Here is a 15,782-nt window from a genome sequence, read left to right as displayed (position 1 = left end):
CTTCCAGTAAGCACAGCTTAACAAAGGGCCGCGCGCGACATGTCGATACGCACGCTTCGGACGCTGATCGCCGTCTACGATCACAAGACCTTCAGCGCCGCTGCGGATGCCGTCCATGTCACCCATGCCGCGGTCAGCCAGCAGATGCGCACGCTCGAGGAAAACTGGGGCGTGCAGCTCTTTGATCGCTCCCGGCGCACGCCGGAGCTGACACCTCTCGGTCGTGCACTTGTTTCGAAGGCGCGTGAGGTGGTGCAGGCTTATGACCAGATGTTGCCTTCCGTGCTGGGCGAGCGTGGCGTGAGCGGAGACGTTGCGCTTGGCGCCCTGCCCACGACCCTGACGACGATGGTGCCTTCCGCGATTTCCATGCTGGTGAGCGCCTATCCGCAGGTCCGCGTCCGGCTCTTTCCGGGGCTCAGCAACCAACTGGTGTCACAACTGGAGCGCGGCGCGCTCGACGCCGCCATTGTCACGCGACCCGATCTGCTACCCGCGCGGCTGGACTTTCTCGACATCGCCGAAGAACCGTTGCAACTGCTGGCGTCCCAGGACATCGATAGCGACGATCCGTTCGAGCTTCTGGCCACCTACCCGTTCATCCGCTTCAACCGGGACGCGGTGGTCGGCCACATGATCGAAAGCTGGCTGCAAAAGAAAGGGATTCGCGTAAACGAGGCCATGGAGTTGGATGGGCTGGAAGCAATCTCGAGCATGGTCTTTGCCAAGCTCGGCGTCGCCATCGCGCCGCGACGGGCCGTGCAAACCAACAGCCCACTGCCGCTCAAGCGCCTTGCCTTGGGGCCAGATGCCCCCGTCCGGCGGCTGGGCCTCGCCTTTCCGCGTGATACCGCGCGCGCCTCCGTGCTCAAGGAGTTGCACAGCGTCTGTCTGACCTCGGTGGAGATCGGTGCCTTCGGTCAGTCGCCGCGCTCTGGGCAGCCTGCGTGACTGATACCGACATCCTTTATCTCGTGATCGGAGCCATCGCGGGCGGCTTTATCAACGGGCTTGCAGGCTTTGGCACTGCGCTGTTTGCGCTTGGTTTCTTTCTCAGTGTCATGCCTGCGCTGGAAGCTGTCGCCATCACGGTGCTGATCTCAGTGTTCAGCGGGTTGCAGGGGCTCTGGATCGTGCGCCATGCCATCGCCAACAACCTGCGACGGCTTGCCCGCTTTCTCCTGCCCGCAGTCGTCGGCATCCCGCTGGGGGTCGCATCCCTCAAGCAGGTGGATGTCTCTACTTTGAAGCTGCTGATTGCGGCCTTTCTGATCCTCTACGGCGGGTTTTTCACCCTACGGCGCACGCTGCCTCAAATCGATCGGCCAACACCGGTGATCGACTGCACGGTTGGGTTTTTCGCGGGTATTCTCGGGGGGGCGGCCTCTCTCTCGGGCGCACTGCCCACCATGTGGTGCTCGATGCGCGCCTGGCCGCGATACGAGACCCGGGCTGTCTTGCAACCCTTCAATGTCGTGGTTCTGGGGCTCTCAGCCATCGTTCTGGCCTGGAACGGTGCCTACCATACGCAAACCTTGATTTACACATCTGTGGCCCTGCCCACCGCCATCATTGCGGCACAGGTTGGCATCGCTGTTTTCCGACGACTTGACGACGCGGTCTTTCGCAGGCTGCTCATCGCCGTCTGCTTTCTGTCCGGAACAGTGCTTTTGCTGCGAGAGCTGTTCTAACCGATCACCTCATCGGAGCGGTCGTCGGTCTCACCATAGCGTTTCAGCACCGCTGGCTTGGTCCCTTCATAGACACGGTCAAGGTTCTCGGCGATCTTCGTGTTCTCTCGCTCGAAGAGGCAGTCACCCTGCAAGTTTGACGCTACGATGAAAGGCCCCATGCGCCGCGCCTTGATCACCCACATCGCCTGCGCGATCCCCAGCTCTTCATGCCAGTGCACGGCCTCCACCGTCTCGACCCCCCGCCCCAACAGCGCGCCAGTGCCATAGCCAACAGTTGAGAGATAGACCGCGCCATTCGGCACGAAGTATTCTTTGTAATCCTTCGACGACATACCGCCTTTGCCAATGATCAGCCGTGCGCCCGTCTTTGCCATCCACTCCGGCAGCCATTTGGCAAAGCGGAAACTCGCGGTGGCCGTGACCGCGCCCAGATCGAAGGACCCGTCCTCGCGAATGACGGCGGCCGGTGAACAGTGGAAATTGGCGGCGCTCTGCGAGGGCAATTCCATCGGGATGTTGGCCTTCTCCTCCAAAGCTCGCATATAGACGCCCTCGCGCGCTGTGTAGATCAGCCCATCGAGATAGACGATATCGCCGAGACGCAGATCGGCTACGGCCTCGGCAGTGGGCGTTGTCGATAAGGTCACCTCGCGGATTTTCATTCCGCCGCCTCCCGCACCGGATCCCAGTCTACGGTCTCGCGACGTTGGTAAGCTGTGAACCAATCGGGATCGGTCCGATGCTCAACCCGACCATCCGGAAACAGGCGCGCGACCGCACGGCGAGAGGACAGGCAAAACGCATGCACTGACATCTGCATACCGCCCGTGTGGCAGTATCCCACTTCAATATTGCAGTCTATCACCATGTTTTTGCCTACAAACCCCATGGCACCCATACCGATGGAATTGCCGAGTTCTTTGAACTCATCTTCCATCGCCGCAATCTTCGGATCGGAGTTTCGGCTGCCGACCGTGCGCAGAACCGACGCCCGCTTGCCCAGCACCATACAGGTGTCTTTGGACCCGCCCAGTCCAATACCGATGATGGCAGGTTGGCAAGCCAGACCTCGTTTGCCAAAGGCGACAAGACTGTCGAGGTAAAACCGCTTGATCCCTTCGATCCCGTCGGACGGAAAGAGCATCCGGTAATCCGTGCCAAAAAGCCCGCCTTTGTGAACGGTGATCAAATCAATCCATTCGCCTTCAGGCTCAAACCCGTATTCGATCTCGGGCGCACCGATCCCGACGTTGTTATTGTGATCCGTGCGCCAGAGCGGGTGCACGCGGTTGGGCCTCAGGGGCACACCGGTCGTCGCGTTCGCCGTGGCCCGGCGCAGCGCGGCTTCCAGCGCGACAAAACCACCTTCGATCCGCGCCTCGTTGCCGAGCTTCACAAACCATCGCGGCACACCGGTGTCGCCGCACATCGCGCGGCGGTCCTCTTTCGCAGCCTCGTAGTTCTCCAGCATGGCTTTGAGCACGAAGGATGACAGATCACCGTCCTCGGTCTCGGCGGCTGCCTTCAGCCCGTCCAGATAGTCCTGGGGGATCTCGATAGCAGCCTTGTCCATCAAGGTTTCCGCGGTGCTTTGAATGAGATCAATCGGTATCATTGTGCAGCCACCAAGGTGTCAGGCTCACCGTCCGGCAGAATGCTCTCACCGGGGCGAACGATAGAGAAATCAACATCTTCTCGAGTGACATTGATGTCGCATCCGTCGTGTCGCACGACGGTGAAGTACGAATCCTCCATTGCACCTGGCTCGGGGAAATCTTCGCGATAGTGCGCCCCCCGGGAGTTTTCACGCGCCAGGCCAGCCTTGGCAATCACTTCAGAAATGTCACACAGGCTCGCCATGTTCAGCCAATCGTGCCAGGTCAGGTTGAACGCCAAGTTGTCCGGTGCCACACCGACCTGCATCAAGGCATCGCGAATGTTCGCGATCTTGTCGAGACCCCGCTGCATACCCGTCGAGGTTCGCATCACGCCAACCTCGTCCCACATGACCTCCTGTAGCTGATTGCGCAGCGGTTGGACCAGATCAGGTTTCTGCGCCAAGGGGCGGCTCGCACGCGCAATCTCTTCGGCCAAAACGTCTTCATCCGGGTCGCGCAGAGCGCTCATGGCGCGGATCTCGACGCCCATGGTGTCACCTGCGATGCCCCCATAGACAGTCGAGTTCGCCACACCGTTGCCCCCCAGGCGGTTGGACCCATGCGCACCCCCCGCATCCTCGCCCGCGACATAGAGCCCTTCTAGAGCAGTGCGCGTATCTACATCGACCACAACGCCCCCCATGAAGTAATGCGCTGTGGGCACCACTTCGACCAACCCGCCCGCGAGGTCAAAGCCGCTGTCTTCACAGCGCTTGACCATGCCCTTGAACTTGGTGCGCACGTTATCGGGCCCCAGATGGGACATCGAGATAAACATGCCCACCTGGTCGGGGTCGTTGCTCTTCCGCATCTCGGCGTAGATGCCGCGGCTGACCACATCGCGGGTCGCGCGCTCGCCCTTGGCGTCGTAGTCGAACATGAAGCGCTGGCCTGCGGCGTTCAGCAATTGCCCGCCCGCGCCGCGCAACCCCTCCTCCAGCACCGTCCCGGTCATCCGGCTGTGTTCGCCAGCCAAAAGCCCGGTGGGGTGAAACTGCACCATCTCCATGTCCCGCAGCGGCAGGCCCACGCGCAACGCCATTGCGAGCCCGTCCATGCTCTTGTCACCACTTGGCGTGTGGTATTTGTACATCGTCGGCCCGCCGCCCGTTGCCATCAGCACCGTCTTGGCGCGCACGAAGCGAAACCGCCCCGTGCGCATGTCAATCATCAGAACGCCCGCCAAAGCGCTTCCATCTTTCGTCGGCACGAGCCCAATCGCGCGGTGTTCCTGCAGCTTTTCCACCGGTCGGCTCAGCACCTGCTCCATCAGCCGGTTGATGATCTCGATGCCTGTAAGATCCCCTTTGTGCACCGTGCGGTCGGCGGTCTGCCCGGCAAAGGCCTTCTGGTGCAACGTGCCATCGGGGTTGCGGTCAAAGAAGCAACCAATCTCGTTCTCCAGTTCGCGAATACGCACCACCGCCTGTTCGCAGAGCCGCCAGGCCATGTGCTGATTGGGCAGCCATTTGCCACCCTCAATGGTGTCCATGAAATGTCGTTCGACCGTGTCACCGCCGCCAAGCGCTACGTTATAGCCTCCCTGGACCATCCGCGTGCAGCCGCATTTGCCGATCAGCCCTTTCACCGCAATCGTGATCTTCGTGCCCGCAGGCGCGGATTGCTGGGCGTGCAGCGCGGCAAAGAGCCCTGCGCCGCCCGTGCCGAGGATCAGGATGTCCGTATCGTGCCGGTCAATGTCATGTGCCATGTCTCACACCACCTGCAAGAAGAAGGTGCCGGAAATCAGAACCGCCACGCCAACGGCTCCGGCTGCGAGCGTCTTTTGCGGCGCGGACCAGGGCAGCCATTCCATCGCCATCAACCGCAGCCCGCCGAACATATGCACGGCAAGCAGGAAGATCAGGCCGAATTCGGCCATCTTCACAAGAGGTTGCTCGGTGAAGCTGAGAAATTGGTTCAGTCGCTCGGGCTGCGTCAACGCTAGCGACAAAACCCAGAAGTGCAGCGGAAGAAACAGCGCCAATGCGAGGCCGGACACACGGTGCAGCACGAAGGCCAGCCAGAGCGGATGGGCGCGGGCGCATCTCATGATGCGCCGACCGGCCAGGTCACCGCGATGACCGCTTGTGTGCCCATCGCCAGCAGGAGCAGGGTAATTGCCCATGTTACGACGCGCAGTGGCCCGCCACTCAGCCCCACAATTTCATGCAGGATCGCCCGCAGGCCAATCGCCGCGTGCACCGAAACGGCGGCGACAAAGCTGCCGTAGAACAGGAACCAGAAGATCGAGCCTTGCGTCCGGCCCAGTATTTCCTCCGCCGTGAGCCCGCCTTGCACCGCGTAGATCATTACTGCGATGTGCCCTAGCACCAGTGGCGCCATCATCAGCGCCGTGACCCGTTGCAGCATGTAAAGACGCAGGTCGAGCATCAGCGGCGCCCCTTGCGAAAAAACGCACGGGTCGTTTCGCGTTTGAGCCCGGCGATGGCGAACATCGGGTCGAGATCATTGGGGCAGAATGTCGTGCAACTGCCCATCGAATGGCAATTGTGGCAGCCGCCGGTGCCCGAGACAGCATCCAGGATCTGGTCCCGCCCGTCATGTTTGGCATCGTTCAGCAAGGTCCATGCCCGCTGCAACGCCGCCGGGCCGAGGTAGTCCGGATTGCCAGCCACCGTGTCGCAGGCCGCATAGCAAATCGAACAGTTGATACATTCAATCCCGGCGCTGGCCTCCACGCGGATCGCGTCCTTTGGATCAACCGGTGGAATGGGATCGTCGCGTGTCGCACTCGGAGCATGCGATCCCCCTGCGGCGACCCACTTGTCGAAAAAGGGATCCATATCCGCCGCCAAATCCTTGATCACAGGCAGGTTTCGCAGCGGCGCAATCTGTATCTTGTGATCCTTCAGCACCTTCTTGACGTGGGTGCGGCAGGTCCAGCGGGGCTGTCCGTTCACCATCATCGCGCAGGAGCCGCACATGCCGACCCGGCAGGCAAAGCGATAGGTGAGCGACGCATCCGCGTATTGCTGGATCCAGGATACCACGTCGAGGATGGTCTGGTTGTCCTGCGCGGGCACGTCGAAGGTCTGATAGCCGCCGCCCGCGGATGTCCCGCGCCAGACCGACACCTCCAGAACGTCATTCTCGCGGCCCAAATCGGCTTCCTGTCTTGTGGCTGTTCGAGTTGCGCCTATGGTATAAACGCCAGAATACCTAACGAGAAGGAATATGTACTTATGCTTTTTGTAAGCCTTCCTTACGAAAAATGCGGGGTTCTTCATGCCTGATCGGACCTTGACCGCACTCTTCGCGCAACGATTTGGCGAGGCACCGACCGTGCCCGCAGAGGTGGCTGAGAATGCGGTTCTGACGCAGATCGCAGCCCGGGCATCTTGCCGTGCATTTAAACACCAAGCGGTCGAGATCGCGCTGCTCGAAACCCTGTGTGCTGCCGCGCTCTCGGCGCCCTCGAAGAGTGACCTGCAACAGCGCGACATCGTCATCATCACCGATGCAGAACTACTGACGCAGCTGAAAACCTTGCTTGCCGCGCAGGCCTGGATCACAGATGTGCCCGCGATGGTCGTGTTCCTGGCGAACAATCGGCGGCAACGTCATATCCAGCACTGGCATGCGCAACCGTTCCCGAACGACCACCTCGACGCTTTCTTCAATGCAAGCGTCGATGCGGGGATCGCGCTTGCCACCTTCATGACAGCGGCCGAAGCAACGGGCCTCGGTTGCTGTCCGATCAGCACAATCCGCAATCACCTTGACGACGTCAAAGACCTCTTACAACTTCCCGATCACGTGTTCCCAGTCGCTGCGATGGCGGTGGGCCATCCGGCTGGTGCGCCTGACATCAGCCCCCGGCTGCCGCTCAGCAAAACGATCCATTACAACCACTTCGCGGACATCACGGAGGAGGAGGTCAAAGGCTACGACACCCGGCGCCTCGACGGCGCAGATGGTCCGGGCTGGTCCGAAGCCAAAGCCCGGATGTATGCCGCGCCACAACGCACAGATTTTGGCAGCTTTGTACGCCAAATCGGCTTTAACCTCGACTAGAGAACATCGTCGAACGTTTTCTTGAGCTTCGATACGATCTCGTCCACGTGGTGGTCTTCCATAATGAACGGCGGGGCCAAGAGAACGTGATCGCCGATCCGGCCATCGACGGTACCGCCCATCGGATAACACGCTAGGCCATGAGACATGGCCGTCTGCTTGATGGTCTTGTTGATACCCTTTGCCGGATCAAAAGGTGCCTTGGTTGCGCGGTCCTCGACAATTTCCAGCCCGCGAAAGAGCCCGCGTCCCCGCACGTCGCCGATATGCGGATGCTGGCCAAATTCGGCTTGCAAGGCCTCTTGCAACTTTTCTCCCATAATGGCGCAGCGCTCGACCAGGCCCCCGGTCAGTTTTTTCAGCACCGCATTGCCCGCTGCGCAGGCCGTCGGGTGGCCGATGTAGGTATGGCCGTGCTGGAAAAACCCCGACCCGTCGGCAATGGCCTGGTGTATCGTGTCGGTGCACATCATTGCTCCGATGGGCTGATACCCGGCCCCAAGCCCCTTCGCGATGGTCACGATGTCTGCCGTGATCCCCTCCTGTTCATGGGCAAACAGGCTGCCCGTCCGCCCCATCCCGCACATCACCTCATCGAGGATCAGGAAGATACCGTGTTGGTCGCAGATCTCGCGGATGCGCGTGAAATAGCCTTCGACCGGCGGCACGGCACCCAAGGTGGCGCCCACGACCGGCTCGGCCACAAAGGCGATGACCGTTTCTGGTCCCAGCCGTTGCAACTCCGCCTCAAGCTCATTGGCGACCCGCTGACCGTAATCAAACGCGCTCTCATTCTCCTGCTGCCCGCGATAGGCATAGCAGGGCGAGATCAGCGAGGTCTCCACCATGATCGGCGCGAAGGCCTGCTTGCGCCAGACGTTCCCACCGGTCCCCAGCGCCCCCAGTGTATTGCCGTGATAGCTCTGCCGCCGCGCGATGAACCGGTGCCGCTCGGGTTGGCCAATCTCGACAAAATATTGTCGCGCCAGTTTCAGTGCCGCCTCGACCGCTTCGGACCCGCCCGAGACGAAGTACACCTTGTCCAAATTGCCGGGCGCTGCTGCAACCAGACGATCCGCCAACTCCTCGGCAGGCTCCGAGGTGAAGAAGCTCGTATGCGCATAGGCCAGCTGGGCCACCTGCTCTTGAATGGCGGCGATCACGTCAGGGTCGCCATGCCCGAGGCAGGACACCGCCGCACCGCCCGATCCATCAAAATATTCTTTTCCATCAGCATCATAGAGGTACGTACCTTTACCTATAGACGCACGTCGAAGATCGGTTCTAGAGTGCCTTGCAAACACATGTGACATTCGGACTCTCCCGCGTTTTGCTGCCAATTGTGAAACACATGGAGCCTTCGTTGACAATGCGCTGAAACAAATGAATCATCGCGAATGGACTCACAGCGGCTTGGGGGCGTGCGTGGCCGAACCACTTGATATCAGGATATCTGCGAGTTACGGCGATCTGAGCAGCAAGCTGCAGCAGGCCGCTGACTACCTCCTGGAAAACCAGGTCGATATCGCGACACGCTCGCTGCGTGCGGTCGCCGAAGACAGCGACATCGCGCCCGCGTCCTTTTCGCGCCTCGCCCGTGCCCTGGGATATGAAGATTTTGGCGCTCTGCGTGGTGATATCCGGACCTCTCTGGGGCGGCGCGTGAACAGCCCGACCGCCCGTGCCCGGCAACTGTCCACGCTACAACAGGATGAGGGCAGCGATTTCTCGCAGGACTTCGCACAGTCCTGCATCGACAACATCCACACCCTTGCCAGCAGCCTTCAGACCTCACAACTGGATGAGGCCGTTGAGAAGTTGCACGCGGCGCGCAACGTGATGGTCTTCGGGACGCTGAGTTCGACCGGGGTAGCCGAGCACCTCACCTATATGGCGAGCCTGCTCTTCGACAACTGGAGCATGGCAGGCCGGATGGGCGCTTCATTGGGCGCGGGGCTTGCCGGGCTCGATGATCAGGATGTGTTGATCATCATCACCCAACAGCCCTTCTCGCCGCGCCCGGTTCGGGCTGCGGAGCTGGCGCGCAGCAACGGCGTCTATGTGGTGGTGGTCACCGACAGCCACACCTGCCCGGCGCTGAAATATGCATCAGCACGTTTCATTACCCCGGCAAAGACGCCACATTTCTTTTCCTCCTATACCGCTTCGCTGTTTTTCGTGGAAACCTTGATGGGCCTTTTGGCCCGGATCGGGGGCGAATCCTCGCGCAACCGCATCGCGGAGGTGGAACTGAGCAACCGCCGTTTACAAGAGGTTCTGGACGGCTGATAACTAACCGATAATCCATATAAGGGAGAGAACTATGTTCAATGGATTGAAGATGACAGTCGCTGGTGCAGCGGTTGCGGTTCTGACCGCGCCGGTGGCCATGGCTGAGGAATTCATCACCATCGGCACCGGTGGTGTGACCGGGGTTTACTACCCCACAGGTGGTGCGATCTGCCGCCTGGTGAACAAGGGCCGGAAAGAGCACGGCATCCGCTGCTCGGTCGAATCGACCGGTGGCTCCGTCTACAACATCAACACAATTCGCGCGGGCGAGTTAGAGTTCGGTGTGGCGCAGTCCGACTGGCAGTACCATGCCTACAAAGGGACCTCGCGCTTCGAGGAACAGGGTGCGTTCGAAGATCTGCGCGCGGTTTTCTCCGTACACCCAGAGCCCTTCACCGTTGTGGCCCGGGCTGATGCGGGCATCAGCAGCTTCGCCGACCTGAAAGGCAAGCGTGTCAACATCGGCAACCCCGGCTCAGGCCAGCGCGGCACGATGGAAGTGGTGATGGAGAAGATGGGCTGGGAGATGTCCGATCTGGCCCTCGCCTCCGAGCTGAAAGCGGCTGAGCAATCCGCAGCGCTCTGCGACAACCAGATCGACGCGATGATCTACACCGTGGGTCACCCCTCGGGTTCGATACAGGAGGCTACAACCGCCTGCGATTCCGTGCTGGTTGAAGTCTCCGGTGCCGAGATTGACGCCCTGATCGGCGACAATTCCTACTACCGCTCGGCCAAGATCCCCGGCGGCATGTACCGCGGCACCGATGGTGACGTGGCCACATTCGGCGTGGGTGCGACCTTCGTGACCTCGGCGTCTGTGTCGGAAGATGCGGTCTATGCGGTTGTCTCGGCGGTCTTTGATAACTTCGAAGACTTCAAAAAGCTGCACCCGGCCTTCGCCAACCTGACAGCGGAAGAAATGGCGACAGCTGGCCTGTCGGCACCGCTGCACCCCGGTGCTGAGAAGTACTACAAAGAAAAAGGCTGGATCGAATAATCTGATCCAATGCCATTCCAGAGGGCGGTGTGCCGCCCTCTGACGCCCACCAAAGGGCACCACACGACATAAGCCACACCAAAAAAACGTGGCACGTCAGGGAGACAGTGAAATGACAGATAAGACAAGCGGCGGCCGTGCGCTGACCGAAGAAGAACTTCAGGACCTCGTCTCGTCATCTGACGCGGGGGCCCGAAACCCAGCCGGGTCCGTCGGCACCTTCCTGGCCATCGTCGCGATCGTCTGGTCGCTGTTTCAGGTGATGCTGGCCTCGCCGTTGTCGAACCAGCTGCTGCCCGGCTCGGTCATCAACAACTCGCGCCAGATCCACCTGGCCTTTGCCATTTTCCTGGCCTTCATGGCCTACCCGATGCTCAAGTCGAGCCCGCGCCACTACATCCCGATCCATGATTGGATTCTGGCCCTTGGCGGCGCATTTCTCGCGCTTTACGGCTATATTTTCTACGACAAGATCGTGAATTCCGGCGGTCTCGCCGATGACACCGACAAGTGGTTCGCGTTGATTGGTCTGGTGATACTCTTCGAAGGTGCGCGCCGTGCGCTCGGCCCCGCGATGGCGATCATCGCCACGATCTTCCTGCTTTACGTTTTCTTCGGCTCCTCCGAAGTCGTGCCCGATGTGATCCGCTGGAAAGGCGCCTCACTACAAAAGGCGATGAGCCATATGTGGATCACCTCCGAAGGGGTCTTTGGCATCGCGCTCGGGGTCTCGACCAAATTCGTCTTTCTCTTCGTGCTCTTCGGCGCCCTGCTCGATAAGGCGGGCGCGGGCAACTACTTCATCAAGATGGCCTTCGGCGCGCTCGGTCACCTGCGCGGTGGCCCTGCGAAAGCTGCTGTTGTGGGCTCTGCTGCGACGGGCCTCATTTCGGGGTCCTCTATCGCCAACGTGGTCACCACCGGCACCTTCACCATCCCTCTGATGAAGCGCGTGGGTTTTTCGTCTGAGAAAGGCGGCGCGGTTGAGGTGGCCTCCTCCGTGAACGGTCAGATCATGCCGCCCGTCATGGGGGCCGCGGCCTTCCTGATGGTGGAATATGTGGGCATCTCCTATGTGGAGGTCATCACCCATGCCTTCCTGCCAGCGGCGATTTCCTACATCGCGCTGGTCTACATCGTGCATCTGGAAGCGGTGAAGAACAACATGCCGACGCTGGGCAACCGTGTCGTGTCGATGGGCAAAACCATCGGCGGCATGGCAGCCTTCTTCGTGGGCTTTGCACTTCTTTGCTACGGCGTGCAGTACCCGGTGCGCTGGATCACCTCGGCACTGCCGAACTCCGGCCTGCTGCTCTCCGCGCTGGTATTCTTGGCCTATGTCATCCTGCTCTTCTTCGCGGCCAAAGTGCCGGATCTGGAGCCCGATGACCCCAACGCCGAGGAGATCGAACTGCCCGTCGTGGGCGAGATCTACAAAGCGGGCCTCTACTTCCTGCTGCCGATCATCGTGCTGGTCTACTTCCTGATGATCGAGCAGAAGTCTCCGGGGCTCTCGGCCTTCTGGGCCACGGCACTGCTCTTCGTGATCCTGCTCACGCAGAAGCCGCTGAAGTCGATCTTCCGGGGCGAGAATGACATGGCCAACGCCTTCAAGGATGGCGTGGTCGATCTGCTCAACGGCCTCATTGACGGCGCGCGCAACATGATCGGTATTGGCCTCGCGACAGCCACCGCCGGTGTGATCGTGGGCACCGTCACGCTGACCGGTGTGGGTCAGGTGATGGCGGACTTGGTCGAGTTCCTCTCCGGCGGACGGCTGGTGCTGATGTTGATCATGGTGGGGCTTCTCAGCCTCATCCTCGGCATGGGCCTACCCACCACGGCGAACTACATCGTGGTCTCCTCGCTCATGGCGGGTGTGGTTGTGGAACTGGGCGCGCAGTCCGGGCTGATCGTGCCGCTGATCGCAGTGCACCTTTTTGTGTTCTACTTCGGGATCATGGCGGATGTGACGCCCCCGGTAGGCTTGGCGAGCTTCGCGGCTGCCGCCGTCTCGGGCGGGGATGCCATCCGCACGGGCTTTGTGGCGTTCTTCTACTCTTTGCGCACGGTCGCCCTGCCCTTCGTCTTCATCTTCAACACCGATCTGTTGCTGATCGACGTGACCTGGGCGCAAGGCATACTCGTCTTCGTCACGGCGACCATCGCGATCCTCGTCTTTACGGCAGGCACCATGGGCTACTTCCTGACCCGCAACCGGATCTATGAGAGCATCGTGCTGATCTTCATCGCCTTCGCGCTCTTCCGTCCGGATTTCTTCATGAACCGCATCCAACCGCCGTTCGAAGACATCGCGCCGCAGCAGTTTGCCGAGAAAGTCGAAGAAGCCCCGGCAGGCCGCGAGTTCCGCGTGGTGGTCAGCGGGCCGGATTTCGACACAGGCGAGATCACCGAAACCACGCTGCTGGTCGCCATCGGTGATGAAGAACCAGGCACACGGATGGATACCTTCGGTCTGCTGACACTTGAAGAAGGCGACCAGATCGTGCTCGAAGAGCCGCTCTTTGGCACGCCTTATGCCGAGACCTTCCAGGCCTATGACTTCTACGGCGATGACTTTGTGACCATCAAAGAGGTCAAGGCCCCGGCGGATCAGATGCCCAAAGAGCTGATCTTTATCCCCGCCCTGCTCCTGTTGGGTCTCGTTGTGCTGTTGCAGCGTGGGCGCATGGGCAAAGAAGAAAAACCAGAAGGAGCCACCGCATGAGCCGTCCCGTCCTCTGCGCGATCGACGTGAGCCACAAGGGCCAGGACGCGGATGTCTTGCGCGTCGCCAAGAAACTGGCCGATCTCGATGGGGCCACGCTGGATGTCATGACGGTTGTGCCGGACTTCGGTGAGAGCATCGTGGGCAGCTTTTTCGAGCAGGACCACCACGAGAAAGCCGTCGCCGAAGCGCGGCAACTGCTGAGCGACGAGGTCACGGCGAGCATCGGTGCAGATGTCGACGCGATGGTGCGTCACGTGGTGGCGACCGGGAAGGCCTATGAGGAAATTCTGCACGTGGCGCAGGAAACCAATTGCGGGCTGATCGTGATCGGCGCGCACAAACCGGATTTCAAGGATTACCTGCTCGGCCCGAATGCCGCCCGCGTCGTGCGGCATTCCAACTGCAGTGTGCACGTCGTCCGACAATAATCAGGGTCCGTGGTGGCTTCCGGCGCGTCCGATTCCGGGCGCGCCTTTTCTTTTGCGCCAGCCCGCAAAACCATCTTGCGTAGCTTAATATTTCATATATTCATGAAATATGGAAAAAGACTCGCTGATCCGCCTCTCAACCCTGAGCCATCCGCAGCGGCTGGCCGTCTTCCGGCTGTTGATGCGGCGCTATCCCGATCAGGTTCCAGCGGGTGAGATCGCCAGCGCATTGTCGCTGAAACCCTCCACGACTTCGGTCTACCTCTCCGCGCTGACCGACGCAGGTCTGATCCGCCAGAAGCGCCACGGCACCTCTCTCAGGTACAGCGCCAACACCGGTGCAGCAGCGGAACTCATCGACTTTCTCTTCATTGACTGCTGCCGGGGCCGGCCCGAGCTGTGCCCCCCTCTCACAAAAGGAGCACGACCGATGACTGACACGACCTACAACGTTCTCTTCATCTGCACTGGCAATTCCGCCCGCTCGATCTTCGCGGAATCGATCCTGCGTGATCTGGAGGGCGGACGGTTCACGGCCTATTCGGCGGGAACCGACCCCGCCTCCGAGCTGAACCCGCTCGCCATCGAGATGCTCAAGGACAAGGGGCATGACACATCACTGTTGCGCTCCAAACATACCTCTGAGTTCCAAACACCGGAGAGCCCGCACATGGATTTCGTCTTTACCGTCTGCAACCAGGCCGCAAACGAGGAATGCCCCTCGTGGGAAGGCCAACCGATCAGCGCCCATTGGGGTCTGCCGGACCCGGTGAAAGCCACCGGCAGCCTGGCTGAGCGGCGGCTGGCGTTTCAGCAGACCTATGGCGCCCTGCGCAACCGGTTGAAGGCCTTTGCCGCTCTGCCAATCGACACGCTCGACACCATCTCTTTGCAAGCCGCGGTCGATGAGATCGGCGCAGACCATCTGGAAGGAACACCTGCATGACAACATACGCCCTCAACGGATTGGGCCGGATCGGAAAACTGGCACTGCGCCCCCTGCTCGAGCGGGGCGCCAAGATCGCGTGGATCAACGATGCGGTGGGCGATGCCGCGATGCATGCGCATCTGCTGGAATTTGATACGGTTCACGGGCGCTGGCCCGCTGCGTTCAGCGCCGATGAGGGCGGCATCACCATCGACGGCACGCGGCTGCCGGTGCACTCCGAAGCCACGCTGGACGCACTGCCGCTCGATGGTGTTGATGTGATCATCGACTGCACCGGCGTGTTCAAGACCGAGGCCGCGCTGGCACCTTACTTTGCCGCCGGTGTAAAGAAAGTTGTCGTCTCGGCCCCGGTGAAAGACGGACCGACCGCCAACATCGTTTATGGGGTGAACAACGCGGCGTACGATCCCGCAACCCATGACATCGTGACAGCGGCCAGTTGCACCACCAACTGCATCGCCCCCGTGGTTAAGGTGGTGCATGAGAACCTCGGCATCAAGCACGGGTCGATCACCACCATTCATGACGTGACCAACACGCAGACCATTGTGGACCGCCCCGCGAAGGACTTGCGCCGCGCGCGCTCGGCGCTGAACTCGCTCATTCCGACGACCACCGGCAGTGCGACCGCGATCACGCTGATCTATCCCGAGTTGACCGGGCGCCTGAACGGCCATGCCGTGCGCGTGCCACTGCTGAATGCCTCCCTGACCGATTGCGTGTTCGAGCTGGAGCGCGAAACGACGGTCGAAGAGGTGAACGGCCTGTTCAAGGCCGCAGCAGAGGGTGAGTTGGAGGGTATCCTCGGCTATGAGACCCGCCCGCTGGTGAGCACGGATTACACCAACGACCCCCGCTCCGGCATTGTGGATGCGCCCTCGACGATGGTGGTCAATGGCACCCAGCTCAAGGTCTACGTGTGGTATGACAACGAGTGGGGCTATGCAAATCGACTTGTTGACGTCGCCTTCATGGTCGCGGGCAGCCTCTGA

The 15,782-nt window shown here is 60.8% G+C and carries 16 protein-coding genes; 9 read left to right on the top strand and 7 right to left on the bottom strand.

Going from position 1 to position 15,782, the window contains the following annotated elements; all coding sequences use genetic code 11:
- Positions 1 to 39 precede the first annotated feature (39 nt).
- Both ACVC7O_RS08235 and ACVC7O_RS08230 read left to right on the top strand, forming a co-directional pair.
- Complete coding sequence (locus tag ACVC7O_RS08235; RefSeq protein WP_458325605.1) at positions 40 to 951, top strand: LysR substrate-binding domain-containing protein; 912 nt, start codon at positions 40 to 42, stop codon at positions 949 to 951.
- Positions 948 to 1,691 carry a sulfite exporter TauE/SafE family protein gene (locus ACVC7O_RS08230; protein ID WP_458325604.1) on the top strand — a complete coding sequence of 248 codons (744 nt, stop codon included), beginning with the start codon at positions 948 to 950 and terminating at the stop codon, positions 1,689 to 1,691. Before ACVC7O_RS08235 ends, ACVC7O_RS08230 begins: the two co-directional genes overlap by 4 nt.
- Here the strand turns inward: ACVC7O_RS08230 and ACVC7O_RS08225 are convergent.
- From ACVC7O_RS08225 to ACVC7O_RS08200, 6 genes are read right to left on the bottom strand one after another with little or no spacing between them, the layout of a single operon-like run.
- Positions 1,688 to 2,356 (bottom strand): fumarate hydratase C-terminal domain-containing protein, encoded by a 669-nt coding sequence (locus ACVC7O_RS08225; protein ID WP_458325603.1) that lies wholly within the window; start codon positions 2,354 to 2,356, stop codon positions 1,688 to 1,690. The genes ACVC7O_RS08230 and ACVC7O_RS08225 overlap by 4 nt on opposite strands.
- Entirely contained in the window at positions 2,353 to 3,309 is a 957-nt protein-coding gene (locus tag ACVC7O_RS08220; RefSeq protein WP_458325602.1) for a fumarate hydratase, read from the bottom strand. Before ACVC7O_RS08220 ends, ACVC7O_RS08225 begins: the two co-directional genes overlap by 4 nt.
- Positions 3,306 to 5,063, bottom strand: coding sequence for an L-aspartate oxidase (locus ACVC7O_RS08215; RefSeq protein ID WP_458325601.1), 1,758 nt, complete (start codon positions 5,061 to 5,063; stop codon positions 3,306 to 3,308). The genes ACVC7O_RS08220 and ACVC7O_RS08215 overlap by 4 nt, the downstream gene beginning before the upstream one ends.
- 3 nt (positions 5,064 to 5,066) lie before the next feature.
- Positions 5,067 to 5,405 carry a succinate dehydrogenase, cytochrome b556 subunit gene (gene sdhC / locus ACVC7O_RS08210; RefSeq protein ID WP_458325600.1) on the bottom strand — a complete coding sequence of 113 codons (339 nt, stop codon included), beginning with the start codon at positions 5,403 to 5,405 and terminating at the stop codon, positions 5,067 to 5,069.
- A complete protein-coding gene (locus tag ACVC7O_RS08205) occupies positions 5,402 to 5,746 on the bottom strand; it encodes a succinate dehydrogenase (protein ID WP_458325599.1) in 345 nt (114 codons plus the stop codon). The genes sdhC and ACVC7O_RS08205 overlap by 4 nt, the downstream gene beginning before the upstream one ends.
- Entirely contained in the window at positions 5,746 to 6,477 is a 732-nt protein-coding gene (locus ACVC7O_RS08200; RefSeq protein ID WP_458325598.1) for a succinate dehydrogenase/fumarate reductase iron-sulfur subunit, read from the bottom strand. The genes ACVC7O_RS08205 and ACVC7O_RS08200 overlap by 1 nt, the downstream gene beginning before the upstream one ends.
- A 124-nt stretch (positions 6,478 to 6,601) precedes the next feature.
- On the opposite strand from ACVC7O_RS08200, the gene ACVC7O_RS08195 reads away from it, so the two are divergent.
- Positions 6,602 to 7,390: a nitroreductase family protein gene (locus tag ACVC7O_RS08195; protein ID WP_458325597.1), complete on the top strand. Its 789-nt coding sequence runs from the start codon at positions 6,602 to 6,604 to the stop codon at positions 7,388 to 7,390.
- Here ACVC7O_RS08195 and ACVC7O_RS08190 read toward each other — a convergent pair.
- Entirely contained in the window at positions 7,387 to 8,703 is a 1,317-nt protein-coding gene (locus tag ACVC7O_RS08190) for an aspartate aminotransferase family protein (protein ID WP_458325596.1), read from the bottom strand. The genes ACVC7O_RS08195 and ACVC7O_RS08190 overlap by 4 nt on opposite strands.
- 112 nt (positions 8,704 to 8,815) lie before the next feature.
- Between ACVC7O_RS08190 and ACVC7O_RS08185 the strand changes: the two genes are divergently transcribed.
- The 6 genes from ACVC7O_RS08185 to ACVC7O_RS08160 all read left to right on the top strand — a co-directional run bounded on the left by ACVC7O_RS08185 (position 8,816) and on the right by ACVC7O_RS08160 (position 15,782).
- Positions 8,816 to 9,679, top strand: coding sequence for a MurR/RpiR family transcriptional regulator (locus tag ACVC7O_RS08185; protein ID WP_458325595.1), 864 nt, complete (start codon positions 8,816 to 8,818; stop codon positions 9,677 to 9,679).
- A gap of 34 nt (positions 9,680 to 9,713) precedes the next feature.
- Complete coding sequence (locus ACVC7O_RS08180) at positions 9,714 to 10,682, top strand: TAXI family TRAP transporter solute-binding subunit (RefSeq protein ID WP_458325594.1); 969 nt, start codon at positions 9,714 to 9,716, stop codon at positions 10,680 to 10,682.
- Positions 10,683 to 10,794: 112 nt separating this feature from the next.
- A complete protein-coding gene (locus ACVC7O_RS08175; protein WP_458325593.1) occupies positions 10,795 to 13,410 on the top strand; it encodes a TRAP transporter permease in 2,616 nt (871 codons plus the stop codon).
- Positions 13,407 to 13,841, top strand: a complete 435-nt coding sequence (locus tag ACVC7O_RS08170; RefSeq protein ID WP_458325592.1) for a universal stress protein — start codon at positions 13,407 to 13,409, stop codon at positions 13,839 to 13,841. Before ACVC7O_RS08175 ends, ACVC7O_RS08170 begins: the two co-directional genes overlap by 4 nt.
- A 109-nt stretch (positions 13,842 to 13,950) precedes the next feature.
- Positions 13,951 to 14,787, top strand: a complete 837-nt coding sequence (locus ACVC7O_RS08165) for an arsenate reductase/protein-tyrosine-phosphatase family protein (RefSeq protein ID WP_458325591.1) — start codon at positions 13,951 to 13,953, stop codon at positions 14,785 to 14,787.
- Complete coding sequence (locus ACVC7O_RS08160; RefSeq protein WP_458325590.1) at positions 14,784 to 15,782, top strand: ArsJ-associated glyceraldehyde-3-phosphate dehydrogenase; 999 nt, start codon at positions 14,784 to 14,786, stop codon at positions 15,780 to 15,782. The genes ACVC7O_RS08165 and ACVC7O_RS08160 overlap by 4 nt, the downstream gene beginning before the upstream one ends.

This window comes from Roseobacter cerffii, from assembly GCF_054226325.1.
Note: the sequence above shows the minus strand (reverse complement) of the source record. Positions and strands in the feature narration are given on the sequence as shown.